A 24,670-nucleotide genomic window follows, 5' to 3' on the forward strand; every position below is an offset into this window, starting at 1 on the left:
ATTATAATAATGTTTTTAACACCAAAATTACATTTTTAAAAATCCTGTTAATCTTAAAAATCTTGTTAATCCTGTGAATACGTTTTACATGTTTTTTATTATTAACAGGTCTTTTTTATTTACGCCGCCGTTGATAACCAGTAATAGCATGTACCCCAAAAACCCCGCGGCCATAGAGCTCATAACTACAATTGACTCGGGTGCCGTCTGATCATGCAAAATGTTGTACGAGAAGAAGATTACCGCGCTCATGGCTGCTGCTGCTGTGAGCGGTTTTAATATGACTTGGTGATAGTTGATTTTAAACCCGCTCAGGTTTCTGATATCAACCAGGTTTAAAACAGCCATCACAGCGCAGGCCGCCGCTGTGGCGGCAGCGGCGCCCTGAATGCCCAGGTGCGGCATCCCGGTTAAATAGTAAATGCCGCTAATTTTAAGAAGTGAGGCGATGACAAGGTTTTTGAAAGGCAGAGCCGCCCTGCCCATACCGTGGAGAATACCGGTGGTAGTCTGATGCAGGTACAGGAAAGGACCTCCCAGGGCCAGTATTTTTAAGCTGTCACCGGCCTCCGGGTAACCAAAGATGAGCCCGCAGAGCTTATCGCCAAGCAATATAAAAATAACGGCAAAGGGTATGCCGGCCAGCAAAGTTATTCTGACTGCTGTTTCACATCTGGCTCGTACCAGCTGAATATTCTTTAAAGAGATAGCGTCGGAAATAGCCGGGACTAATGCAGTAGCCAGAGATATAGTAATGATGCCCGGTATGAAAAGGAGGCTTTGGGCTATGCCCACAAACTGTCCGTATACGGCGGTGGCGCCGGCAAGGCTGAGACCGCAGACCTGCAGGCGCTGTGGTATTATTATGGCGTCCAGCGATAAAAACAGTGTCGAGACAAATCGTGTCAGGGTGACCGGGACTGCCAGGCTTGATATCCTGGCCGCCATTATGCCAGGGCGTTCGGCCGGGAGGCGTCGGGCATCGCGCGGTATCAGGGGCCGGTATTTAAAGTAGAAAACAGCCATTAACAGAAACCCTGAAAATTCCCCGGCAATGATTCCCAGCGAGGCGCCGACAGCAGCGTATTCCACGCCCCTGGGTAAAAGCAGGCCGGCTAAAAAGAGACCGGATATCACTCTGACCAGCTGTTCAAAAGACTGGCTCACAGCTGTGGGTTTCATCTGCTGAAGACCCTGGAAAAAACCCCGCAGGGCCGAGCACAGCGCCACAATGATTACTCCCGGCAGCAGGCTTAAGAAGATATAGTAAACCCTGGGGTTTGGAAACACATACGCAAGTAAAAACGGCGCGCACAGGTAGCAGAGGGAGCTGAACAGGACACTGGTCAGTATTAAGGACACAAAACAGGTAAAAAATATTCTATAAGCGCCTGTCAGGTTATTTTTGGCCATTTCCTCAGCCACAAGCTTGGCTATGGCTACCGGTATACCCGCTGTGGCCAGGACAATTATTAAAACATAAACAGGATAAACCATGGCAAAGAGGCCCAATCCCTCGGGAAGGATTAGCCGTACCATCAACACCTGGTAAATAAAACCGAGGACCCGGTTAAAAGAAGCGGCCAGGAGCAGTACCAGGGCGCCATAAATGAAAGATTGTTTAGACATCACAGGTCCTTTCAACTCCCGCACGGCCTGCAGCACGGCAGCATGTCCGTACCTGCGCGGCATGGGGACAGACTTTCCTGGTAATATCTATTCAACCTTTATTTACCTATGAATAATAATTACTTGCACATATGATTTTTTTATGAAAAATAGTCTCATATTTTTTAAAAAACAAGGATTTTGGCAAACTACTGTAGAAATACCATTTTTAATAGAGGCTTTATATGGGGTTAGACTTGAGACGTTTATTAAAAAAACCGTCGAACTCTCAGGGGGTTCTTCTTTTTTGTTTTTTATCCAGTTTAGCCCAGTTTTGGTTTTAAATAAGTATATAAAATCTATTTAGGGGAACCATTATTTACAAAAGGAGGCACTAATTTTGAAGAACTATCAAACCGGTCAATTACGCAACCTTGGGGTGGTAGCGCACGGCGGAGCCGGTAAAACCTCCCTGGTAGAGGCAATGCTCTTTAATACCGGGATCCTATCTCGCCTGGGCAGGGTGGAGGACGGCACAACAGCTTCCGACTACCACCCGGAGGAAGTAGCAAAACAAATTACCATTCATACCAGCTTGGTGCCATGTGAGTGGAACGGCGTCAAGATTAACCTGCTTGACACTCCCGGATTTTCGGATTTTATCGGTGAGGTCAAAGGCGCCCTTAGAGTGTCGGACGCCGCCATGTTCGTAGTATCAGCCGTTGATGGCGTTGAAGTCCAGCATGAGGTTATTTGGGATATTGCAGATGGATACAACCTGCCCAGAACTGTGTTTATAAATAAAATGGACCGTGAAAATGCAAATTTTGAAAGAGTACTGGATGATCTCAAAGCAAAATTTAAAACTAATTTTGTGCCGGTTCAAATACCTATTGGTTCTTTCAACACTTTCACCGGCGTAGTGGATATAATTAACGGCACTGCTTACGAAGGGGTTGGAAAAGGAAAAGAAATCTCCATCCCGCCTGAGCTTGCCGATGAGGTCGCCCAGTACAGGGAGCAGTTGATTGAAGCAGCGGCTGAGGGAGACGACGACCTGACCATGAAATACCTGGAAGGTGAAGAATTAACTCCAGAAGAAATAAAAGACGGCCTGAAAAAAAGTATCGCCCTGCGCAAGGTGGTTCCAGTTTTAGCAGGCTCCGCCACAAAGAATATGGGCGCCGCCCAGTTGATGGATGTTGTGGCAGGTTATATGCCCGCGCCGGAGGCAAGTGAAGGAAAAATGTCGGCCCTGGTATTTAAAACTATTGCCGACCCGTATGTTGGTAAAATGAACTTCCTGCGCGTGTACAGCGGCAATTTCAAGAGTGATTCAACGGTCCTCAACAGCACGAAGGAAAAAAATGAGAGAATTGGCAATGTCCTCTTTGTGCGCGGCAAGAACACAGTTCAAACAGACTCAGTTCCTACCGGAGACCTGGCTGTTGTAGTTAAGCTGCAGGACACCGGCACGGGCGACACCCTTTGTGAAAAAGACAAACCGGTCGTACTTGAAGGGGTTGAATTCCCGACCCCCACGCTGACCGTGGCTATCGCGCCCAAAAGCAAAAACGATGAAGATAAACTGGGGGACGCCATTTCCAAGCTTTTAGAGGAAGACCCCACCATGAGAGTGGAAAAAAATGCTGAAACAAAGCAGACGCTGCTGACCGGTATGGGCGAGCTTCACATCAATACCATGATCGAGAAACTTAAACGAAAGTTTGGCGTGGATGTAGTGACCGCTGACCCGAGAGTGCCTTACCGGGAGACTATCCGCTCCAAGGTGGAGGTTGAGGGCAAACACAAGAAACAATCAGGCGGCAGGGGACAGTACGGACATGTTTGGATACGCTTTGAGCCCTGTCCAGAAGAGGATTTCGTTTTTGAAGAGGATATATTCGGGGGCTCAGTCCCCAGGCAGTACTTCCCGGCTGTAGAAAAAGGCCTGCGTGAAGCGTTGCTGGAAGGAGTGCTGGCCGGCTATCCCACTACCGGAATCAAGGCCACGCTGTACGACGGCTCATACCATAACGTGGACTCTTCTGAACTTGCTTTTAAAATAGCGGCTTCACTGGCCTTTAAAAAAGGAGCCCTGCTAGCCAAGCCAATCATACTTGAGCCGATTATGAACGTGGAGTCTGTGGTGCCGGAAAACTTCATGGGAGATATAATAGGTGATTTCAACACTAAACGAGGTCGGGTGCTCGGCACAGAGCAGATTGGCAGGCTTACAAAAATCAGGGCCACTGTTCCTCTCTCGGAAATGTACCGCTATGCCATAGACCTTAAATCAATGACTCAGGGGCGTGGTTATTTCACTATGGAATTCAGCAGCTATGAAGAAGTGCCAGCCCGCCAGGCTGATGATATCATAAAAAGAGCAAAGGCTGAGGCTGAGGCTGAAAAATAAAGAAAAGCGGGTGTTTAATCCCGCTTTTTTATTTTGCACAAATCTAATATAAAAAAAGGAGACGTAATAACATGGAGATGGATTTAAGTTATTTTGTGCATTACAAAAGCAAAGGGGCCGATTATATCAACAGGGCGATGGCCGACTTATCTATTGAAATAACTGACGACATAACTCCACTGGAACTTTTCAGCGTTTTCAACGGTATTTTTGCCAGGGCTATTGATATCATGCTTGAGGAAATAAAAGAAGGCGTAGATTTTTAGTCGTTAATTGGTAAATGTCCAAGCTTACAAGATTAAATTGGATGTTTTATATTCGGTTTTTTGTTTGCTTTCATAACGCAATTATGGTTGTCTATGCATATGTATTTATACTGGCAGGTTATTTCGGAACTTATTTCGTTTAAAGCGTTACTGTTATTGACCTTGTCTTTAGCAAGGGGACACCTGGTCATGTTTCTCACGCTCCTTGTTTTGTATTCTTCCCTTTGTAAAATTAATTATTAATAAACTTTTAAAAAGAACCGCTGCCTCACCGGATTTGCAGCGGCTCTTTCATCTTGCGGATTTTCAAAATCATTTAAGGGATTTATAAAGAAAATGAAAATTATACCGAGTAATATGCAAAGAAATTTAACCTCTTAAAAAGAAAAGGCAATCATTTTATTTATCCGGCAGGTGAACCAAATGTACGACTTATCCCACTGGACCATGGAAGAGCTGGCCAAGGCGCTGAGCGAGCCGACTGACGAGCTTTCTAAAAAAGCGGAGCAGACTCTCTGGCCGACAGTATGGCGGGACATGCCCAAAAAGGAGAAGAAGTATCTTTTTCTTCTTCTGCGGTCCTTTATAACTCCGATTGACTTTTTAGAAGATTATCATTTCGACATGGCCGCTGTCTTCCTGGCCAATATATTTTTTGCGCCGGGCCACAGTTTTGATGTAAAGCAGGCCTACCCGGTGGCACAGGGAATGCAGTAAACCACCTTGGGAAATTGATGAACATGTTTTCTGCAGGCAGTACGGAGGAGTTAAAAATGAAATTATTTTTTGCACTGATTTTTGTATTTACAATATTTTTTAATATAAGCGCATCTTCTGCACCCATTGTATATGCCCAGCCGGAAGTTCGCTGCGATTCGGCAGGCATGGACCTGAGCGGGAACGGCAGCGGGTGAGGGGCAAACAATTCTGCGGCTGCAGAAAAATACGAGTACAGCACGTGGGAAAAATCATTTATTTTTTTAATTATTGCCGGTATGGCAGTAATATTTTCTTTATTAAAAAGCATTCTATAGTAATACGGCTGACAAGCCGATATCTGTAAATTTTTATTGATATTATAAGTATACTGTATATTTTTTTATATAAAGGAGGATAATCCGGTCTGTTGTATAATAATCCTATAAAATTCATAAAAAGGAAGATACTAAATGATAATATGCCGCTCTTCTCTCATGGGCTGCTCATACTGCCAGCATCCTGAAAAAACAAAGTACCCATCCACCTGTCCCGGGTACGATGAAGCAAAGGTATGCCTTTATTACCTTGAGCGTTTTGTATGGCCGGATCCATGTGATGGAAAAGACGAAGAATGCCCGTTAGATTGTTTTTTCGTAAAATGAGGAAGAGGTATTATATACAAAAAAAGAAAATTTGCCGTTGTTTCAGTATTTTTTGTCAGTATAAAGCCACGGTTTCAGCGATCGTGGTTTTTTATTTCACAAAGGCATCAATAACAGCAGCAGGGGCTGTTGTCTTTAAGAAAAATAAAAATTATCATGGCTATATACGAAATGGCTATTTCATGCATAATTGATCCGAATCAAAGTTTGTATTGTTATCTCTTTATCTATGAAACAACTATTTCACATATACTTGACACTTCTGAATACAAGCTTTATCATTAATTACTACCATGAATTATTTATTGCATTGTATTGCAAGAATTACAAGGAGATTTTTTATGATGCTGCTCGGCATGGTTCAGGAAGAATTATCTGCTTTTGGTATTAATATTACTGAACGGACTTTAAAAAATTATGTTGCATGGGGGCTGATTCCTCAGCCTATCAAAGAAGGCGGGGGAGCGGGGAAACAATCGGAATATCCCGGACATACTTTGCCGGAAGCTTATGCAGCCTGGAAATTGCTGCACCACGAGGCTTTGAAGACTTCTCCGCAAAAAGTTAAGGAGTGCCGGGAAAATGCGCTATACATAGTAGAATCGGAAATTCTAGACAGTAAAACCCTGGTTTCCAATAAAACACTAAAAGAAAAATTATCAGAGCGTATTATTGAAATTGTGCTGGTGCACGATTGGCTTAAATTTTGGAGTGAAATTATTTTCAAGGGCCTGGATGAGCTCTACAATAAAGTGTATTCTGATTACGAGCAGGCCTTGAAAATCAACGCGGATTATAGCGAGGAACTAAAACAGGATCTGAAAGACATTTGCGAGGAAATAGCGGCAAGGGATTTTTATAAAAACTGCTCCGCGCTTTACAGCTTTGCTTACATAGCTGATTAGGCAAAGATAAGGTTGGATATAAAAAAAAGCCCCCAGGGCTTGACATTTTGGCAGGGGAGACAGGACTCGAACCTGCAACACCTGGTTTTGGAGACCAGTACTCTACCATTGAGCTACTCCCCTGTGCCATGTTTACTACGTTTTATATTATATAAAAAACGTGTCTTTTCAGTCAAGGGAAAACACTGTCACCGGAGGATTTTCTTGAATAGGAACGAATATAATAGGATCAGTCCAGGTTAAATAATTTTGTGGAGGTGAGTGCAGTGGCGCCTAAAATTGGTGTTTTAATGGGCGGCAGATCATCCGAAAGGGACGTTTCTCTCCGGACTGGCGATGCTATTTTCAGCGCTCTTCAGGTTAAAGGCTACCCCGCAGTGAAAATAGACGTCGGCTTTGATGTTGTTGAAAAGATAAAGGCGGCAGGCATTGACCTGGCGTTTCTGGCGCTGCACGGCAGGTACGGTGAAGACGGCACGATACAGGGTATGCTCGAGATGCTGGATATCCCTTATACCGGTTCGGGGGTCCTTGCCAGCGCCCTGGCCATGGATAAGACAGCGACTAAAAAAATGTTGCTTTTTGAAGGGCTGCCGACACCTCGCTTTAAAACAATAAGCAAATCAGAGGCAAGTGCAGAAGGATTGGGAAATATTTGCGGCCAATTGGTGCGGGAAATGGGCCTGCCGCTGGTGATAAAGGCTCCGACCCAGGGGTCAACAATCGGAATTTCGTTTGTAAGACAGGAAGACGAACTTGCAGCGGCTTTTGAGCTTGCTTTTAAATACGATCCCGCAGCCCTGGTCGAGCAGTTTATTGAAGGCGTTGAGCTGACGGCATCAGTGCTGGGCAACGACAATCCCGCAGCTCTGCCTCTTATTGAGATTGTATCTGCCACCGGTGTTTACGATTATGATGCCAAGTATACCGCGGGAATGAGCGATCACATCATCCCGCCCAGGATTTCCGGGGAACGTCAGAATATGATAAAAGACTTGGCTGTCAGCGCTTATAAAGCAATTGGATGCCGTGGACTGGCCAGGGTCGATTTCATTTTGGACCGCGTCGGATCACCTTATATCCTTGAGATAAACACTATACCGGGTATGACCGCAACCAGCCTTTTCCCTGACGCTGCAAGGGCGGCCGGGATTGAATTTCCGGACCTTATAGAAACTCTGGTCAGGTTGGCCCTGGAAAAATAACCGCTTAGTTTTGGAGACTGATATGCAGTTCACAAGATCGGAATTGGCCGGGAAGATAGACCATACTCTGTTGAGACCTGACGCCTTGCCTGATGATATCGTCCGGCTATGCGGCGAGGCGAAATATTATGGTTTTGCTTCTGTTTGTGTTAACCCGTGTTATATTTCCACAGCAAGTAAAGAACTTGCCGGATCACCCGTGGCGGTCTGCTCCGTAATTGGTTTTCCCCTGGGGGCAAGCGCCCCGCTGACCAAGGCTCTCGAGGCGGCGTCAGCTGTACGGAGCGGCGCGGCTGAGCTGGACGTAGTTATCAACATTGGTTTTTTGAAAGGCGGGTTGCTTGACCTGGTGAGTTCGGACCTGACCGGAGTTGTGGAAAGCGCCAGGCTTGCCAACCAGGCCACGGTAGTAAAGATAATTCTTGAAACCTGCCTTCTAACTGAAAAAGAGAAAATGACAGCCTGCCGCCTGGCTGTCGAGTCAGGCGCGGACTTTGTTAAAACCTCCACCGGATGGGGCAAAAGCGGCGCCACAATAGCTGACGTGGCCTTGCTGAAACAGACCGTCGGCGCCAGCGTCGGCGTTAAAGCCTCGGGCGGTATCAGAGACCTGGCAGCGGCGCTCTCCATGCTTGAAGCCGGCGCGGCAAGAATTGGCACCAGTTCAGGCCCCGCCATAATAAATGAGTTGATAAAATAGGGTTAAAAAAGTCCGGCCTTTAAATAGCCGGACTTTTTTTAACATTGTCTTAACTACATTTTGACAAAGATGGTTAAACTAAAGCTGTGCTAAATTAAACAGAGGATACCCCGTTATTTTTTATTTGAGCAGGAATTATGCCAAACGACAGCGAAATATCCTTCTAAAGCTCATAAAAAATAACAGGGGTGATTGTTTTGAAGATACGCTGCATGCTGTGTGGGATGCCTATTGATGAAGAAGTGCTGTCAAGCGCCGATCCTCTTGAAGATGACGACGACGATGACGATATGCCGAAGAAAAAGCCTATGTCGGTATGCCTGCGGTGCCAGGCGAAACTAAAGCACGAAGCGGACGGCCAGCAAAAGATACCCAAACCTATGTAATAAAGCAATTGTTATCAGGAGGTAGAATATTTGCAGAATAACCTTCGCAAGATAATAAACTTTTTGATACTGGCGACAGTATTCATCTTATTTGTTCTTGCCTTGTCCGGGGCCAGGCTTTATACCGACTGGCTCTGGTTCCAATCCTTGAACTACCAAAAGATTTTCACAACAATATTAATATCTGACATAGGTCTCCGGTTTGCAGTCGGTTTGGCCTTGTTTGTGTTTCTGTTTATTAACCTGTATATAACACGCGGTCCCCTGCTCAAGGCAACACAGAAAGCGACTGTTATCAAAGAGGAAGATTTGCTTACAATCCAAAACGCTCCTCTAAACCAGCTTATCACACCCCGTTTTTTGCTTTTGCTGTTTATAGGGATTAGTTTTGTTATGGCTATACTTTTTAATTTATCTGTAGCCAAGGACTGGATTATCCTGCAGCAATTTTTGCACCCAAGTAATTTTGGCATTAATGACCCTGTCTTTCAAAAAGACATCGGTTTTTATGTATTTCAGCTGCCTTTTTACATTTTCCTGTACAATGTGGCCAGCATGGCAGTATTGGTGACCGCTTTCTGGGTTGCTATTGTATACCTGGTGATCAATTTCGTGCAGGGGAGTCCGGGCCGGCTGCTGCAAAACATTTCAGCACGCTACCACCTTTCCTTCCTGGCCGCGGTTTTCTTTATTATCAAATCTGTGGGATACCTGTTGGAACAATATGCCCTTCTTTTTGTTCACCGCGGCGCAGTTTGGGGGCCGGGCTATACAACGACCCACGCCACTATTATAGCCTACAAGGTCCTGGCTGTTATCGCCCTGATATGCGCCCTCGCTATTTTAATCAACCTGTTCCTCCGTAAATTCAGGCTGATAGTATACAGCATCGGCGTCCTCCTGGTAGCGTCCATAGCGCTGGGCGGGCTTTACCCGGCTTTCATCCAGAAATTTGTGGTAACACCGAATGAAGCGGTGATAGAAAGGCCATACCTGGAGAGAAACATTCAATATACACGGATGGCTTACGACCTTGATAAAATTGAGAAAAAAAGCTTCCCAGCCGGCAGAATTTTAACAGCTGGAGATATCCGGGCCAACCAGGACACGATCAACAACATCCGCCTCTGGGACTGGGAGCAGCTAAAACAGACTTACGGGCAGCTGCAAGAGATACGTCTGTATTATGAATTTACTGATATTGATATTGACCGCTACACAATTAACGGCCGTTACCGCCAGGTGATGCTGGCGCCCAGAGATCTCAACCAGGAACACCTGCCGGCCCAGGCGAAAACCTGGGTTAACCAGAGGCTTTTCTTTACCCACGGTTACGGGATCGCCATGAGCCCGGTCAACGAGCTTACCACGGAAGGGCTCCCCACCTTTTTCCTGAAAGACATACCACCCGCAGGCAATACCGACTTAAAAGTAGAGCGCCCGGAAATTTATTACGGAGAGAGGACAGACCAGTACGTCCTGGTCAACACAAAATCGCAGGAGTTTAACTTCCCGCAGGGTGACGTCAACGTCCTTTCCACTTATGAAGGGGAGAGCGGCGTTAAGGTAAGCGACTTCCTGCGGCGGGCGATGTTCGCACTGGCAATGGGAGATTATAAAATACTCCTTTCCAGCGAAGTCGACAACAACAGCAGGGTCTTATACTACCGCAACATTAAGCAGAGAGTGCCCAAGATCGCCCCGTTCCTGAAATACGATGATGACCCTTATATAGTTTTGAGCAACGGAAAGCTCTACTGGATGTGGGACGCTTATACAATAACAAACAAGTTTCCGTATTCCGAGCCGTTTGATAAGGTAAACAACTACATCCGCAATTCTGTAAAAGTCGTGGTTGACGCTTATACCGGGCAGGTCGATTTCTATATCAGCGACGAAAATGACCCGCTGATCCAGACATACAGCAAAATCTTCCCCGGCATGTTCAAACCTTTGGAAGAAATGCCCGAAGACCTTCACAAACATATCCGCTATCCGGAAGATTTCTTCCGGACACAGGCGGAGATGTATGCCGTCTACCACATGGAAGACCCGCTGGTATTTTACAACAGGGAAGACAAGTGGAACGTCGCCACTGAAACCCTGGGTAAAGAAGAAAAGCAAATCGAGCCGTACTACACGATTATAGAGCTGCCTGGAGACAATGAGCCGGAATTTGTCCTGATCCTGCCTTTTACTCCACAGAACAAAAAGAATATGATCGCCTGGATGGCCGCAAGGTCTGACGGCGAAAATTATGGCAAGCTTTTATCATATAACTTCCCCAAGCAGGAGCTTGTTTACGGCCCTACTCAGATTGAAGCGCGGCTTAATCAGGACACTACCATATCACAGCAGTTATCTTTGTGGAACCAGCGAGGCTCCAGCGTAATCAGGGGAAACCTGCTGGTTATACCTGTTAAGGACGCGCTTATTTATGTCGCGCCTATTTACCTGCAGGCCGAGCAGAGCAGAATGCCCGAGTTGCGCAGGGTTATTGTGGCGCACGGGGAAATGGTGGTTATGGAACCGACGCTTGAAATAGCTCTTCAGAAAATATTCGGAGAAGGTACGGGGATTATGCAGCCGCAGGTACAGCAGCCCCAAGCGGGCGCCCCCGCCGCAAGTATTGCCGACCTCGCTAAAAGCGCCAGCAAGCTGTACGATGAGGCGCAAAACAAGCTTAAGAACGGCGACTGGGCAGGTTATGGAGAATCTTTAAGCAAGTTGAAGCAGACGCTGGCTGACCTTGTATCCAAAGCAGAGAGCCAGCCGTAAAACTTAAAAAAATATTCATATGATGCCGGCGTTCCAATATATGCTCATCATTTAAACAACTGCAATAAAAGCTGTCGGCCCGGCGCCGGCCGCTTTTTTTTAAAGTGTCAGTCCGTATATCATTTAAATGTTTGAGGGAGGTTAAAGCAGATGGCTCCAGGCGGGAAGATCAGGCGTATCGGCGTGCTGACAGGCGGCGGGGACTGCCCGGGCTTAAACGCGGTTATCCGCGCGGTAGTTAAAACTGCGATAGGTAGTTACAGGTTATCTGTCGTCGGATTTGAAAACGGTTTCGGCGGCTTGATCCAGAACAGGGCGCGTGACTTGACCATGAACGACGTGGTCGGCATTTTGCCGCGCGGCGGAACCATCCTGGGCACTACCAACAGGGACAACCCCTTTAAATACCAGATGGTTATCAATGGACAAAAAGTTTTCAGGGATGTTTCAGACCGTGTTATTGAAAATATAAATATCCAGGGAATAGACGCCCTGATCGTGATCGGTGGCGACGGAAGCCTGAGTATCGCCAGGGAGCTTTACGAAAAAAAGGGTCTCCCGGTTGTCGGCGTGCCCAAAACCATTGACAACGACCTGTCTGCAACCGACCAGACTTTTGGTTTTGACACAGCCCTAAATACCGCTACCGAAGCCATAGACAAGCTGCACACTACGGCTGAGTCACACCACCGGGTAATGGTGCTCGAGGTCATGGGACGCTACGCGGGGTGGATTGCGCTGGAGGCCGGCATCGCCGGGGGGGCTGATGTAATACTTATTCCGGAAATCCCCTTTTCAATGGATACAGTATATGAAAAGATAAACCAGCGGCGGGATAACGGGAAGCTCTTCAGCATTGTGGTAGCGGCCGAGGGAGCTAAAGCATTAGGCGGCGAAATAGTCGTGCAGAGAATGGTGGAAGAAAGTTTTGACCCAATCCGCCTGGGCGGTATTGGCAACGTAGTGGCCAGGCAAATTGAAGAAGCTACTGGAATGGAATCCCGGGTAACAGTGCTGGGCCATCTCCAGAGAGGGGGGACGCCGACCGCCTTTGACCGGATCCTGTCAACCCGTTACGGCGCCGGAGCTGTAAACCTTGTTATGAGCGGCAACTTTGGTGAAATGGTATGCCTGCGCACTCCCAATATACAGTCTGTACCGCTGGCGGACGCTGTGGGTGAAATTCGCCTCGTGCCCAAAGACGGTGACATGGTACGCACCGCAAAACAGGTTGGCATATGCTTCGGTGACTGATAAAAACAATTTCACAGGATTAACTAGATTTAAATTGATTAACAAGATTTTTTTATTTAATAATTAACGTTTTATTACTGACTCCCAAGGTAGAAACATTTTGGAGTAAAACAATTTTTATCACCATAAAACGTCTAATTAATAATTGTTTATAATCTTGTTAATCTTAATAATCCTGTAAATCTTGTGATATAAATATTTTTTTAAATTTTTTGATCCTGTAAATCCTGTCAATTTGTTTAAAAATCTAGATGATATGGTGGTGACAGTAGTGGATAAATATGGATGCGAGAATAAAACCAGCTGGGAGAAAACAGTGGAATTTCACGGGCATGAGTGCCCGGGGCTGGCTATTGGTTACCGTGCCACCGAACTCGCGCTGCAGGAGCTTGGCACTGATCGCTCTGTTGATGAGGAACTGATAGCAATAGTGGAGCACAACTCCTGCGGCGTAGACGCGCTGCAGACCCTGGCGGGTTGCAGTTTTGGAAAAGGCAACCTGTTCTACAAGGATCTCGGCAAGTCTGTATATACGATAGCCAGGCGGAAGGACAGCAACGCGGTCAGGGTTGCCGTAAAATATGGCGCCACATTTGACCCTGATTTCAGGACACTTAAAGAGCGGGCGGCCTCTGCCTCTGCCACCGAGAAGGACCGGGCGCTGTACCGTGAAGCGCTCCAGAAACGCATAAAAAGCATCCTCAGCGCGGGTTCAGAGGTGTTCGATGTTAGAAGGGTGGCAATTGAACTGCCACGCCCGGCCTCAATATATCAAACCCTGCAGTGCAGTGTGTGCGGCGAAGGTGTTATGGAGCCCAGGGCCAGGCTTAAAGACGGCAGGGTGGTCTGCATCCCTTGTGAGGGAGAGATCTAGATTTGATAACTATAGACATCCCGGGCCTGGAGAGACTTATTATTAAAAATATCGTCCTTGATTTCAACGGCACAATCGCCCTGGACGGCGCCCTGATTCCCGGAGTGAAGGAAAAATTAAATTCCCTGGCAGGTTCCCTTGATATTTATATACTAACTGCAGATACTTTTGGAACTGTCTTATCTGCTTGTTCAACTGTGCTCGCCAGGGTGATCGTACTTAAAGGACCAATAGGGTCCGGTGAAAAACTAAAGTTTATTGAAAACCTGGGCATTCGGGAAACCGCGGCTATCGGCAACGGCGCCAACGATGTCCTGATGCTTGAAGGAGCGGCGCTGGGGATCGCCGTGACAGGGCCGGAAGGGACTTGCGCCAGGGCTTTAATGGCGGCGGATGTGGTTGTTAAAGACATCAATGACGGTCTGGATTTGTTTTTAAATCCCCAGAGGCTGGTTGCTACTCTAAGGCGATAAGGTTTTTATCCGGCCATCGTACAAGTAAATAAATAATTCCATAATATGGAAGGATTTTTACTGCGGCACACCGTATTTATTAAATAAAGCGGGGTGCCTTTAATGTTCAATAGAATATTTGCCATTGTCCTCGTTATATCCTTAATGACTGCAGTAATGGCTGGGGCGGAACCGGTTCAACCCAATACCCCGGTTAAAGAAGATATTGAATTTGAAATTGCTAAAGTTGTGAAAGGCGCGGTTGAAGACACGAGCTGGCTGCATGCTTCTTCCAGGCAGGAAATGGAGAGCCTGCTAACGGCATACTATACGGGCGATCTTCTTAATGAGCTCGGCGACAGCGGGTGGCGCTTCGTAAGCAGGCCCAACGACTGGGAATATATTACCAGCGCCGGGCGCATTGACGTGGTAGTTATATCTCATCAGGAAGGAGCGGCCTGTGCTGAGATCCTTGAAAAAGACGAGTTATCGGGAATGGTTTATTCCAGCACTGTCAGGTACTTTTTAATAAAAACCGGCGGCGGGTGGAGAATCCGGGCTAAGACCCATGTATACAATTAAGAGAAATGGGAATAATAATAGATTGCCATACAGGCCGGGAAATATGGCCAAACTTGCTGTAAAGCAGGCGTTGTGTTAAAATAAGCCACAGAAAACTACTTTGGAGGATGCTAAGTGAGAATAGGTGTTTTCACTGATAGTTATTTACCATATACAAGCGGCGTCGTTCGTTCTATCCAGACCTTTAATGAAGAACTTACCAGGTTGGGCCATGAAGTTTATATATTCGCCCCGAGCTATAAGAACTGCAGCAGCGAAAGCAGGGTTTTTCGCTTCGCTTCCATACCATCGCCGACCAACCCTGACTTTACACTGGCTCTTCCTTTTTCCTTAAAACTGAGGCCGACAATTAAACAGCTCAACCTTGACCTGATCCACGTGCATTCACCTTTCCTGCTGGGGCGTCTTGGCGCCAGGTACGCCAGGAAAATCGACGTGCCCCTCGTATTCACGTACCACACCCTGTATGAACAGTATGTGCATTATGTACCTTTTGCCCAGTCCGGCTCAAAAGATATTGCTCAGATTGCGCAGTCGGTGTCAAAAGACCTGGCCCAAAAAGTGAGCCGGGATTTTTGCAACCTGTGTGACCTGGTGATAGCGCCTACAGGCATCGTGGCTAACTACCTGTTAGAAATCGGCGTTAAGACCGATCTTAAAGTTGTACCTACAGGCATTAAGACCGCCGAATACAAAAAAGGGGAAAGAGAATGGCTCCAGAAACATTATAGTGTCTCCGCCGGCGATAAGGTACTTCTTTTTGTAGGAAGGCTGGGCCAGGAAAAAAATATTCCATTTCTACTGGAGAGTTTTAAAATAATAAAAAATAATGTTAAAAACTCGGTACTGGTGATTGTGGGAGGTGGTCCCGAAGAGGAAGAGCTCAAAAATATGGCTGTGGACCTGGACCTGGGTGACAGCGTTATTTTCACGGGCACCCTGACACCGCAAGACGTAATCAACTGCTACGCGGGATCAAGCTTGTTTGTTTTTTCATCAGTAACCGAGACCCAGGGTATTGTGATAGCCGAGGCCAAGGCCGCCGGGCTGCCGGTGGTGGCAGTACGCGCTTATGGTGTATCGGAAATGGTCGAAGACGGTGTTGACGGTTACCTGACAGACCTGGCCGCTGAGCAGTTTGCGGATAAGATTATCACACTCCTGAACAACGAACAACTTAGGTTGGAAATGGGCAAAAAAGCAGAAAAGAATGCCGAAAGGCTTGATTCGGCCAACTGTACATCAATGCTGTTAAAATGCTACCGAAGCCTTAAAGATGACTGTGAAGCGGGTCACGTAAAGATAGATGAGAGCAAACGATCTTCTCAAGGGCCAAAATAATTTTTAGAAGTAGAAGACGGCTCACAACAGAATACTGCCAAACCTGGTTTAACCACCATACCTGCTAAAAACCGGCAAAATGCCGGTTTTTTATTTGACATAATTTAGGACAGGCGTTAATATTAATATTATTAAATAGGAATATTCTTATTTGGAGGCATTATGAAAGAAGCAGAAATACTACAGCAAATAAAGGCCAGGGGGTTCAAAATAACGCCGCAGCGCAGGGCTATTATCGCAGCACTGCTTGTACCGGACAAACCGCCGACGGCAAAAGACGTTCTTGAAATTGTCAGAAATAAGTACCCTGATGTCGGCCTGGACACAGTGTACCGCAACCTGAACCTGCTTGCTGATATAGGGTGCGTAATTCAAATTAATCTTAAAAACAGTGAAAAGAGCAGGTTTGAAATCCTTAAAAACCACCACCATCATTTGATATGCCTCGGCTGCGGCGAAGCCGTCTGCCTCGAAAAGTGCATGCTGGAAAAACACACAGGTGTTTTAAAAGACAAGGGGTACCAAATTGTGGGGCATGCGTTTGAAATATACGGTTACTGCCCGTCCTGCCGTGGTGAAGCAGGATAGTAAAGTTTAAGACTAAAGGATGTGAAAAAATGTTTAAGAAAGCATCTTTTTTGTTAGTCAGATTTGCAGCGCTCGCCTTTTTACTGTCTTTTCTTACCGCGTGTGGAATTCAGCCGGCAAACAACAGTAAGGAACATGATGCAAAAACAATTGTTATCAACACAACATTTTATCCGATATACATTGAGGCCTTGAATATTACCAGGGACATACCTGACGTGAAGCTTGTCAATATTGCCCCTCCTGTCACGGGGTGCCTTCACGATTACCAGTTGAGCCCGGATGACTTGAAAAAAATGAGCGAAGCTGACATCCTGATCATAAACGGGGCGGGAATGGAGTCATTTATAGATAAGATAGTCAGTCAACTGCCTGAATTAAAGATAATTGATGCCAGCAGAGGTATACCTCTGCTAAAAAGTGAAGGGGATGAATATAACCCCCACGTCTGGGTCAGCATCACCAATGCCATACTGCAGGTAAAAAATATCGGAGAACAGATTGCTCTGCTTGATCCCGGACACGCCGCTCAATACAAAGCAAATACTGAAGCTTACGCTGCCAAGCTGGAGGACCTCCGGGTAAGGATGCACCAGGTCATAGACGATTCCGGCAGCCGGGAGATCATCACTTTCCACGAAGCTTTTCCTTACTTTGCCAGGGAATTCAACCTGAACATAACCGCTGTCATAGAAAGAGAGCCCGGTTCCGAACCCATCCCGGCTGAGCTGGCGGAGACTATTGATATAATTAATGAGACCGGCACAAAGGTTATTTTCGCTGAACCTCAGTATCCGGCAAAGTCCGCTGAAACTATTGCCCGTGAGACCGGAGTAAAGCTATACATACTTGACCCGGCAGCCACAGGAGAATTGGAACCGGACGCCTATATAAAAACCATGGAAAAAAATATGGATGTTTTGCGTGAGGCTCTAAACCAATGAACGAGAAACCAATTGTGAAGAAACAGTCAAAAGCCTGCGGCCTGTGCTGTACAAAGCTGAAGTCTTTCGGCGTCACCATAGGCAAAAACGAAATCCTGAGGGACATCAACCTGCATATTCACTGTGGTGGACTGACGGCACTGGTCGGCCCTAATGGAGCGGGCAAAACAACGCTGCTCAAGGCTATTATGGGAGAAATCCCCCATTCAGGCACTTTACGGTTTCTGGATATCAAGGACTGCCATACCAGAAAACCCCTGCTAGGCTATGTCCCGCAAAAACTTGAGTTCGATCCCGGCGCTCCAATCAGCGTTCTGGACCTTTTTTCAGCAGGACTGTCAGCCAGGCCGATCTTTTTGGGCCATTCAACCCGCCAGCGAGAACATGCAGCCGCCAGTTTATCGGTTGTCCAGGCTGAACACCTGTTAGAAAGACGCCTGGGGGATTTATCAGGCGGCGAACTGCAGAGGGTCCTCCTGGCCCTGGCGCTTGATCCCTGCCCGGATCTGCTTCTTATGGATGAGCCGGTATCCGGTGTTGATCCAAACGGCAGGGAAATATTTTATAACATAGTTTCCAACCTGCGCCAGCATTACGACCTGTCAATCATTTTAGTGTCGCACGACCTGGCGGTAGTCTCGCGGCATGCTGACAGGGTAGTGTTTATTGACCGTACACTACAGTGCCAGGGCACCCCGGAAGAGGTTTTTAACAACGAAAAAATATTACGGGCCTATGGCTTTGTCTACCAGGAAAGCATTGGAGGAAAACGGTCAGCCTCAGATGAAGATAAAAATGAAGGGGTTGGCGCCTGATGGATGTATGGTACTTAATAATTGACCGGCTTTTGCCTTTTGCCTGGGCTCATCACACTTTTATGAAGAACGCCCTGCTGGCTGTTTTACTGGTGGGGCCGATGTTTGCCATCATGGGCACCATGATCGTAAACAATAAGATGGCTTTCTATTCGGACACTATCGGCCATTCCGCCCTGACAGGCATAGCGATAGGTATTCTCATGGGTTTTCAGGACCCTTTGTGGATCATGATTATTTTTTCTGTTCTCCTGGCCATAGCCATATCGCTATTGAAATACTATACGACTGCATCAACAGATACTGTTATCGGCGCCGTTTCCGCTGCCATGGTGGCGCTGGGCATAGTTATACTATCACGCGGCGGGGGCTTTGCCAAATTTTCCCGTTTCCTCATCGGCGATGTTTTAAGCATCACCCCTAAAGAGATGTACCTGCTTGCAATTGCCCTGGCAGCAATAATTCTGCTCTGGGCAACCATGTTTAATAAATTTCTTATGGTCAGCGTTAACCCGACCCTGGCCCGCAGCAGGGGCATTCCGGTCCGCCTGGTGGAAACGCTGTTCTGTATAGCCACCGCTGTTGTAGTTACGATCTCAATACAGTGGGTGGGCATCCTGATTATAAATTCGTTTTTAATCCTGCCTGCCGCCGCCGCCCGCAATGTGTCCGCCAACATGAGACAGTACCATGTTATTTCGGTGTTAATAACTTTGGCCTCCGGCATAACGGGGCTCCTGCTGTCATTCTACTGGGCAACGGCCACAGGCGCGACAATTGCTTTAGTCGCTGCGTTATTCTATCTTATTACACTTGTTCTTAAACCAAGGTTTGCCTAAATTGTGACGTGGGACGTAAGACGTGAGAAATTATTGCAATCCTCTTATGTCTTAATCTTTATAGCCTGTAGGGTCTGATTTATCCGACCTTGTATTGTGCGGCTGAAGCCGCGCCTACAGCTCTCAAGCCGCAGGATCAGCTGATTTCAAGGCCATGGTCCCTGCAGTATTAATTTGTCGACACTCTTTAGCGGGATAAATCCCGCCTGCAAGAATGCAGAATATATTTTTCCTGCCGTCTACGGCAGCTTTTTTATTTTTGGCATAAAAGCTGTTTAAAGATAAACAATATTACACAAAAGACTTATTGCAGGAGATGTTGTGATGGCACAGGAGATACACCGGGAAGAAGAATTAAGAGAACGCGAAATTCCCGCGGCGTTCGTATATGATGTAATGCCAGGCGAAGAAAAAGAAGAAAAAATAAAAGAGAATAAATATGACGAACTAAACCGGGTTATCAGCCTGTATTCAAAGGAGCCGGGCCAACTGATACGGATTTTGCAGAAAGCACAGGACATATTCGGTCACCTGCCGGAAGAGGTGCAGGCTTACATAGCGGAAAAAACCGAAACACCGGTAAGCGAGGTAAACGGTGTAGTTACTTTTTACTCATTGTTTTCCGCAGAGCCCAGGGGAAAATACACCTTGGACCTCTGTATGGGAACAGCCTGCTATATCAAGGGCGCTCAGGAATTGATGGACACGCTGAAAGATCACCTCAAGATAGATTCCGGTGAGACTACACCGGACCAGCTTTTTACCGTTAAAAGCACACGCTGCATTGGAGCCTGCGGGCTGGCTCCGATCCTGGTCGTAAACGGTGATGTGCACGGAAATGCCACCACCGGCGAAATATTAAAAATAATAAAGAAGTACCGGAAAGGTGAAGAAATTGAAAGTAAAAAGCACTGATAATCTCAGGGAAATAAAAGAAAGGTTTTTCCCCCTGATTAAACAGCGGCTTGGACACCGCAACGGGCTCGGACTTACACAGGTGATGGTTTGCTCCGGCACCGCATGTTCCTCAGCGGAAAGCCAGGATTTTCGCTTAGAGCTGGACAGGGAGCTGGACCGGCGAGGTTTAAAAGACAGCGTGCGCGTGTTTAAAACAGGCTGCTTTGGTTTCTGCCAGCACGGACCGATTGTAATGGTCCATCCGGGTGAACTGTTTTATTGCCAGGTGAAGCCGGAAGACGTGAAAGAGCTTGTTGAGACGCATTTAATCCACGGACGGATCGTGGAAAGGCTGCTCTATAATCATGACGGCCAAAAGACAAGCAATATTGAAGATATTAACTTTTTTAAAGCCCAGAAGCGGATTGTGCTGCGAAACTGCGGAGTAATAAACCCGGAGGAAATCGGCGAATACATTGCGAGAGACGGTTATTTCGCCCTGGCGGATATTATCTTAAATAAAAAACCGTCTGAAATAATTGACCTTATAAGCAAATCCGGGCTCAGGGGCAGGGGTGGGGCCGGATTCCCTACCGGCAGGAAGTGGGAGCTGACGGCCGCTCAGGATGTAAGTCCAAAGTATGTATTATGCAATGCGGACGAAGGCGATCCCGGCGCTTTTATGGACCGGAGCATTCTTGAGGGAGACCCGCACAGTGTTCTGGAAGCGATGACAGTGGCCGGTTACTGCATTGGCGCGAGCCAGGGTTATGTTTATGTCAGGGCGGAATACCCGATTGCTGTGGAAAGGTTGGAAATCGCCATTAACCAGGCAAGAGAACTCGGCCTGCTCGGCAAGAATCTGTTTGGCTCTTCTTTTGATTTCGATATCGGGCTGCGCTTTGGCGCCGGAGCTTTTGTTTGCGGGGAGGAAACCGCGCTAATTCATTCTGTTATAGGCCAGCGGGGGGAACCGCGTCCCAGGCCGCCCTACCCGGCTCAGGAAGGACTCTGGGGCAAACCGACATTAATTAACAATGTGGAGACCTACGCCAACATTCCGGTTATATTAAGAGAGGGCTGGGAGTGGTACAGCGGTCAGGGCACGTCGTCCAGCAAAGGCTCCAAGGTATTTTCCCTGGCCGGAAAAATTATTAACACCGGACTAATAGAAGTGCCCATGGGCACTACCCTGCGTACAATAATATTTGATATTGGAGGCGGCATCCCCGGCGGGAAAAAATTCAAGGCTGTCCAGACCGGCGGTCCTTCAGGCGGCTGTATACCAGACAAGCACCTCGACCTTGCGATAGATTACGAGTCCTTAAAAGAGATCGGCTCGATGATGGGGTCAGGCGGCATGATTGTCATGAACGAGGATAACTGCATGGTTGACATAGCGCGGTTTTACCTTGAATTCACCCAGGACGAGTCATGCGGCCGCTGCACACCCTGCCGGGTTGGCACCAAAAGGCTGTTGGAAATTTTAAAAAGAATTACAGAGGGCCAGGGAGAAATTGAGGACCTGGAGCTGCTTGAAGAACTGGCTTATGACATCCGTGACGCTTCGCTATGCGGACTGGGCCAGACGGCGCCCAACCCGGTAATATCTACGATGCGTTATTTCAAAGAAGAATACATCGCCCACATCAGGGACAAGGCCTGCCCGGCCGGGGTGTGCAAAGCTCTTCTCGACTATACGGTGGACGAAGCTAAATGCGCCGCCTGCGGCCTCTGCGCGAAGGCTTGCGCCGCCGGGGCCATTACAGGCGAGCGAGGGCAGCCTTACCGGATCGACCCTGATAAATGCCTTAAATGCGCCGCATGCGTCGCCAAGTGCCCTAAAAATGCCATTATCAAAGGCGCCAGAAAGGAGGTCGTAAAATTTGAAAATACCGGAGTACACACCGGGCCCGGTGGTCAGGAAGAAAGGGCAGCTTTATGATAACCCGGAAAAAAAGGTGGAAAAAATAAAGCTGGTCGTTGACGGCAGGGAAGTTGAAGCAGACAAGGGAATGAATGTATTAGAAGCCGCCCGCCTTGCCGGCGTTGAGATCCCAAGCCTGTGCTACCTCCGTCATATCAATGAAATCGGTTCCTGCCGGGTCTGCCTAGTTGAAGTGGAGATAAAAGGGACAAAAACACTCCAGGCCTCCTGTGTCTACCCGGTTTCAGAGGGACTTGTCGTCCATACTTCATCACCCCGCGTCAGGCGGGTCCGAAAAACAATGGTGGAACTCCTTCTTTCCGACCACCACCGCGAGTGCACCACCTGTATCCGCAATTTGAACTGCGAGCTGCAGAATGTCGCTGACAACCTGGGAATAAGGAATATCAAATATACTGGAGAAATGAAAACGCTGCAGGTCCAGAATGAAAATTCATTTATTATCCGCGATTACAATAAGTGCATCAAGTGCCGGCGCTGTGAGGCCATCTGCAGCAAGGTGCAAGAGGTAAATGTCTATTCCGCCCTGAACCGCGGCTATGACACTGTTATCGCGCCAGCCTTTATGCAGGACCTTTCAGAGGTGGCCTGCATCACCTGCGGTCAGTGTGTGATAGCCTGTCCCACCGCTTCTCTGACCGAGAAGGAGTGCGTGGAATCCGTCTGGGAAGCGCTGGAGGACCCTGATAAATACGTTGTGGTACAGACAGCGCCGTCCATCCAGGTTACTTTGGGCGAGGTGTTCGGCTTCGAAGTGGGAACAGTGGTAACAGGGAAACTGGTTGCCGCCCTGCGGCGACTTGGATTTGACAAGGTATTTGCCACGGATTTCACAGCGGACCTGACCATTATGGAAGAGGCCCACGAACTGCTAGAAAGGCTGGGGGGCCACGGCAAACTGCCCCTTCTTTCTTCCTGCAGCCCCGGCTGGGTCAAGTTCGCGGAGCATTTTTACCCTGAATTTCTAGAAAACCTGTCAACCTGCAAGTCGCCGCACGAAATGTTCGGGGCGTTGACAAAAACATATTTTGCGGATAAAGAAGGATTAGACCCCAAAAAAATTGTGGTGGTGGCAATTATGCCCTGTACGGCGAAGAAATTCGAGGCCAGCCGGCCGGAGATGGGCACCGGCGATTTCAAAGATGTGGACTGGGTTTTGACCACCAGGGAACTGGCCCGGATGATCAGGCAGTCGGGTATAAATTTTCACGACCTGCCGGACGAGGACTACGATACACCGATGGGAATCTCCAGCGGCGCCGGCGCCATATTCGGCTCAACCGGCGGGGTAATCGAAGCGGCAGTAAGGACGGCATATTATCTAACATCAGGCAGGGAAATGGACCTCCTGGACTACGAGGAACTGCGCGGTTTCAGCGGGCTGAAAGAAGTATGGGTAGAACTGAAAGGCCGCAAAATCAAAATAGCCATCGCTCACGGCACCGGCAACGCCAGGGTAATGATGGACCGGCTCAAAGCAGGTGAGCAATTTGACTACGTTGAGATCATGGCCTGTCCGGGCGGCTGTGTCGGCGGCGGCGGGCAGCCCATCTTCGGCACCAGGGAGCATAAAGAAATTTCGCTGGATTACAGGCATAACCGGGCTGAGGCCCTGGACCGGATCGATTTTTCAAAGGAATTAAGGCGTGCCCATGAAAACCCCGCGGTCAAGAAAATTTATGACGAGTTTTTGGGCCATCCTCTGAGCGATATGTCAAGAAAACTGCTCCATACCTATTACACACCTCGCGGCAAGGCGCCGGGTCTGAATCTGGGGGGAACAAAGGGAAGCCATGCAGGACACGTGAAAGAAAACATGCCGCCCCATGACAGCCAGTACATGCCGCGGGATGAAATGGCTCCAAAAATTTAACTGCTTGCAGGAAAAACATATTGTCCTAAGGCGTAAACATCATAAACGCAATTTTGTATTATTAAGCGCGATTACACAGACGGAGGTAAACCGATGACAGAAAAGACAAACTGGAAAGTCGGGGAGCTTGCCAAGCAGACCGGGCTTTCGGTACGGACACTGCACTACTACGACCAGATCGGGCTGCTTGTCCCTTCCAGGAACAAGGGAAACGGGCACCGCCTATACACGGGAACGGACATAGTAAGGCTTCAGCAAATAGTAGCCTTGAAACACCTCGGTTTTTCACTGGATGAAATAAAAGAGTTCCTGCAGAGCTCCGTTTATTCGCCGGGGAGTGTGATCAACCTGCACATCGGGCAGCTGCGTGAACATATCAAGTCGCAGCAAAATCTCTGCCGGCAGCTGGAAATAATCGCGGAAAGCCTGCTATCGCAAAAAGAAGTGACCGCGGAGCAGTTCATTGAAATAACAGAGGCTATAAAGAGTTCAGAAAAGTATCCCCTGAGCAGGGAGCTGGATGATGGAGACAAACACAGCGGGGAACTGCCGGTTAAAAAGAAAAGCCGGCAAACTAATCAGGCCTGGGACGAACAGCAGATTTACGTAATGAAATAAACAAGCGGGCTGTTGCCTGC

24 protein-coding genes and 1 tRNA gene are annotated in these 24,670 nt (G+C 47.7%); 23 read left to right on the forward strand and 2 right to left on the reverse strand.

The window, feature by feature from the left end:
• Nucleotides 1–84: 84 nt before the first annotated feature.
• On the reverse strand, nt 85–1,692 hold the full coding sequence (gene spoVB, locus ACOBQJ_RS00665; RefSeq protein WP_421069783.1) for a stage V sporulation protein B: 1,608 nt from the start codon (nt 1,690–1,692) through the stop codon (nt 85–87).
• A gap of 316 nt (nt 1,693–2,008) precedes the next feature.
• On the opposite strand from spoVB, the gene fusA reads away from it, so the two are divergent.
• From fusA to ACOBQJ_RS00695, 6 genes are all read left to right on the forward strand, one after another.
• Complete coding sequence (gene fusA, locus ACOBQJ_RS00670) at nt 2,009–4,024, forward strand: elongation factor G (protein WP_421069784.1); 2,016 nt, start codon at nt 2,009–2,011, stop codon at nt 4,022–4,024.
• A gap of 71 nt (nt 4,025–4,095) precedes the next feature.
• Nucleotides 4,096–4,290, forward strand: coding sequence for a hypothetical protein (locus ACOBQJ_RS00675; RefSeq protein WP_421069785.1), 195 nt, complete (start codon nt 4,096–4,098; stop codon nt 4,288–4,290).
• Nucleotides 4,291–4,713: 423 nt separating this feature from the next.
• Entirely contained in the window at nt 4,714–5,007 is a 294-nt protein-coding gene (locus ACOBQJ_RS00680; RefSeq protein ID WP_421069786.1) for a hypothetical protein, read from the forward strand.
• A gap of 56 nt (nt 5,008–5,063) precedes the next feature.
• Nucleotides 5,064–5,204: a hypothetical protein gene (locus ACOBQJ_RS00685; RefSeq protein WP_421069787.1), complete on the forward strand. Its 141-nt coding sequence runs from the start codon at nt 5,064–5,066 to the stop codon at nt 5,202–5,204.
• A gap of 255 nt (nt 5,205–5,459) precedes the next feature.
• A complete protein-coding gene (locus ACOBQJ_RS00690; protein ID WP_421069788.1) occupies nt 5,460–5,651 on the forward strand; it encodes a hypothetical protein in 192 nt (63 codons plus the stop codon).
• A 341-nt stretch (nt 5,652–5,992) separates the two neighbouring features.
• Nucleotides 5,993–6,556 carry a hypothetical protein gene (locus ACOBQJ_RS00695; RefSeq protein WP_421069789.1) on the forward strand — a complete coding sequence of 188 codons (564 nt, stop codon included), beginning with the start codon at nt 5,993–5,995 and terminating at the stop codon, nt 6,554–6,556.
• A gap of 48 nt (nt 6,557–6,604) precedes the next feature.
• Here the strand turns inward: ACOBQJ_RS00695 and ACOBQJ_RS00700 are convergent.
• Nucleotides 6,605–6,679: transfer RNA gene (locus tag ACOBQJ_RS00700), tRNA-Trp, on the reverse strand.
• Nucleotides 6,680–6,822: 143 nt separating this feature from the next.
• On the opposite strand from ACOBQJ_RS00700, the gene ACOBQJ_RS00705 reads away from it, so the two are divergent.
• From ACOBQJ_RS00705 to ACOBQJ_RS00785, 17 genes are all read left to right on the forward strand, one after another.
• Complete coding sequence (locus tag ACOBQJ_RS00705; protein ID WP_421069790.1) at nt 6,823–7,761, forward strand: D-alanine--D-alanine ligase; 939 nt, start codon at nt 6,823–6,825, stop codon at nt 7,759–7,761.
• A 22-nt stretch (nt 7,762–7,783) separates the two neighbouring features.
• Nucleotides 7,784–8,461 (forward strand): deoxyribose-phosphate aldolase, encoded by a 678-nt coding sequence (gene deoC / locus ACOBQJ_RS00710; protein WP_421069791.1) that lies wholly within the window; start codon nt 7,784–7,786, stop codon nt 8,459–8,461.
• Nucleotides 8,462–8,658: 197 nt separating this feature from the next.
• Nucleotides 8,659–8,847: a hypothetical protein gene (locus tag ACOBQJ_RS00715; RefSeq protein WP_421069792.1), complete on the forward strand. Its 189-nt coding sequence runs from the start codon at nt 8,659–8,661 to the stop codon at nt 8,845–8,847.
• Between the two features lie 30 nt (nt 8,848–8,877).
• Nucleotides 8,878–11,625 carry a UPF0182 family protein gene (locus ACOBQJ_RS00720; protein ID WP_421069793.1) on the forward strand — a complete coding sequence of 916 codons (2,748 nt, stop codon included), beginning with the start codon at nt 8,878–8,880 and terminating at the stop codon, nt 11,623–11,625.
• Nucleotides 11,626–11,775: 150 nt separating this feature from the next.
• On the forward strand, nt 11,776–12,879 hold the full coding sequence (locus ACOBQJ_RS00725) for a 6-phosphofructokinase (RefSeq protein ID WP_421069794.1): 1,104 nt from the start codon (nt 11,776–11,778) through the stop codon (nt 12,877–12,879).
• A gap of 271 nt (nt 12,880–13,150) precedes the next feature.
• The gene (locus ACOBQJ_RS00730) at nt 13,151–13,753 is read left to right on the forward strand and encodes an FmdE family protein (RefSeq protein ID WP_421069795.1); all 603 of its coding nucleotides are present in this window, start codon (nt 13,151–13,153) and stop codon (nt 13,751–13,753) included.
• A 2-nt stretch (nt 13,754–13,755) separates the two neighbouring features.
• On the forward strand, nt 13,756–14,226 hold the full coding sequence (locus ACOBQJ_RS00735; protein ID WP_421069796.1) for an HAD family hydrolase: 471 nt from the start codon (nt 13,756–13,758) through the stop codon (nt 14,224–14,226).
• Nucleotides 14,227–14,328: 102 nt separating this feature from the next.
• Nucleotides 14,329–14,787 (forward strand): hypothetical protein, encoded by a 459-nt coding sequence (locus tag ACOBQJ_RS00740; protein WP_421069797.1) that lies wholly within the window; start codon nt 14,329–14,331, stop codon nt 14,785–14,787.
• A gap of 114 nt (nt 14,788–14,901) precedes the next feature.
• Entirely contained in the window at nt 14,902–16,128 is a 1,227-nt protein-coding gene (locus ACOBQJ_RS00745) for a glycosyltransferase family 4 protein (protein WP_421069798.1), read from the forward strand.
• A gap of 162 nt (nt 16,129–16,290) precedes the next feature.
• Complete coding sequence (locus ACOBQJ_RS00750) at nt 16,291–16,716, forward strand: Fur family transcriptional regulator (RefSeq protein ID WP_421069799.1); 426 nt, start codon at nt 16,291–16,293, stop codon at nt 16,714–16,716.
• A gap of 29 nt (nt 16,717–16,745) precedes the next feature.
• The gene (locus ACOBQJ_RS00755; protein WP_421069800.1) at nt 16,746–17,660 is read left to right on the forward strand and encodes a metal ABC transporter substrate-binding protein; all 915 of its coding nucleotides are present in this window, start codon (nt 16,746–16,748) and stop codon (nt 17,658–17,660) included.
• Nucleotides 17,657–18,475 (forward strand): metal ABC transporter ATP-binding protein, encoded by an 819-nt coding sequence (locus ACOBQJ_RS00760; RefSeq protein ID WP_421069801.1) that lies wholly within the window; start codon nt 17,657–17,659, stop codon nt 18,473–18,475. Before ACOBQJ_RS00755 ends, ACOBQJ_RS00760 begins: the two co-directional genes overlap by 4 nt.
• Entirely contained in the window at nt 18,475–19,314 is an 840-nt protein-coding gene (locus tag ACOBQJ_RS00765) for a metal ABC transporter permease (protein WP_421069802.1), read from the forward strand. The genes ACOBQJ_RS00760 and ACOBQJ_RS00765 overlap by 1 nt, the downstream gene beginning before the upstream one ends.
• Before the next feature lie 324 nt (nt 19,315–19,638).
• On the forward strand, nt 19,639–20,229 hold the full coding sequence (locus ACOBQJ_RS00770) for an NAD(P)H-dependent oxidoreductase subunit E (protein ID WP_421069803.1): 591 nt from the start codon (nt 19,639–19,641) through the stop codon (nt 20,227–20,229).
• Nucleotides 20,210–22,156: an NADH-ubiquinone oxidoreductase-F iron-sulfur binding region domain-containing protein gene (locus tag ACOBQJ_RS00775; protein WP_421069804.1), complete on the forward strand. Its 1,947-nt coding sequence runs from the start codon at nt 20,210–20,212 to the stop codon at nt 22,154–22,156. The genes ACOBQJ_RS00770 and ACOBQJ_RS00775 overlap by 20 nt, the downstream gene beginning before the upstream one ends.
• Nucleotides 22,104–24,032, forward strand: a complete 1,929-nt coding sequence (locus tag ACOBQJ_RS00780) for an NADH-dependent [FeFe] hydrogenase, group A6 (RefSeq protein WP_421070105.1) — start codon at nt 22,104–22,106, stop codon at nt 24,030–24,032. Before ACOBQJ_RS00775 ends, ACOBQJ_RS00780 begins: the two co-directional genes overlap by 53 nt.
• A gap of 93 nt (nt 24,033–24,125) precedes the next feature.
• Complete coding sequence (locus ACOBQJ_RS00785; RefSeq protein WP_421069805.1) at nt 24,126–24,650, forward strand: MerR family transcriptional regulator; 525 nt, start codon at nt 24,126–24,128, stop codon at nt 24,648–24,650.
• Nucleotides 24,651–24,670 lie beyond the last annotated feature (20 nt).

Origin of the sequence: Pelotomaculum propionicicum (assembly GCF_048984525.1) — a bacterium.
Classification (GTDB): Bacteria; Bacillota; Desulfotomaculia; order Desulfotomaculales; family Pelotomaculaceae; genus Syntrophopropionicum; species Syntrophopropionicum propionicicum_A.

Coding starts and splice junctions, on each gene's coding strand:
- ACOBQJ_RS00755 (WP_421069800.1), top strand. CDS start 16,746: ATGTTTAAGAAAGCATCTTTTTTGTTAGTCAGATTTGCAGCGCTCGCC.
- deoC (WP_421069791.1), top strand. CDS start 7,784: ATGCAGTTCACAAGATCGGAATTGGCCGGGAAGATAGACCATACTCTG.
- ACOBQJ_RS00725 (WP_421069794.1), top strand. CDS start 11,776: ATGGCTCCAGGCGGGAAGATCAGGCGTATCGGCGTGCTGACAGGCGGC.
- ACOBQJ_RS00750 (WP_421069799.1), top strand. CDS start 16,291: ATGAAAGAAGCAGAAATACTACAGCAAATAAAGGCCAGGGGGTTCAAA.
- ACOBQJ_RS00695 (WP_421069789.1), top strand. CDS start 5,993: ATGATGCTGCTCGGCATGGTTCAGGAAGAATTATCTGCTTTTGGTATT.
- ACOBQJ_RS00770 (WP_421069803.1), top strand. CDS start 19,639: ATGGCACAGGAGATACACCGGGAAGAAGAATTAAGAGAACGCGAAATT.
- ACOBQJ_RS00760 (WP_421069801.1), top strand. CDS start 17,657: ATGAACGAGAAACCAATTGTGAAGAAACAGTCAAAAGCCTGCGGCCTG.
- spoVB (WP_421069783.1), bottom strand. CDS start 1,692: ATGCCGCGCAGGTACGGACATGCTGCCGTGCTGCAGGCCGTGCGGGAG.
- ACOBQJ_RS00680 (WP_421069786.1), top strand. CDS start 4,714: ATGTACGACTTATCCCACTGGACCATGGAAGAGCTGGCCAAGGCGCTG.
- ACOBQJ_RS00690 (WP_421069788.1), top strand. CDS start 5,460: ATGATAATATGCCGCTCTTCTCTCATGGGCTGCTCATACTGCCAGCAT.
- ACOBQJ_RS00675 (WP_421069785.1), top strand. CDS start 4,096: ATGGAGATGGATTTAAGTTATTTTGTGCATTACAAAAGCAAAGGGGCC.
- ACOBQJ_RS00785 (WP_421069805.1), top strand. CDS start 24,126: ATGACAGAAAAGACAAACTGGAAAGTCGGGGAGCTTGCCAAGCAGACC.
- ACOBQJ_RS00765 (WP_421069802.1), top strand. CDS start 18,475: ATGGATGTATGGTACTTAATAATTGACCGGCTTTTGCCTTTTGCCTGG.
- ACOBQJ_RS00685 (WP_421069787.1), top strand. CDS start 5,064: ATGAAATTATTTTTTGCACTGATTTTTGTATTTACAATATTTTTTAAT.
- ACOBQJ_RS00740 (WP_421069797.1), top strand. CDS start 14,329: ATGTTCAATAGAATATTTGCCATTGTCCTCGTTATATCCTTAATGACT.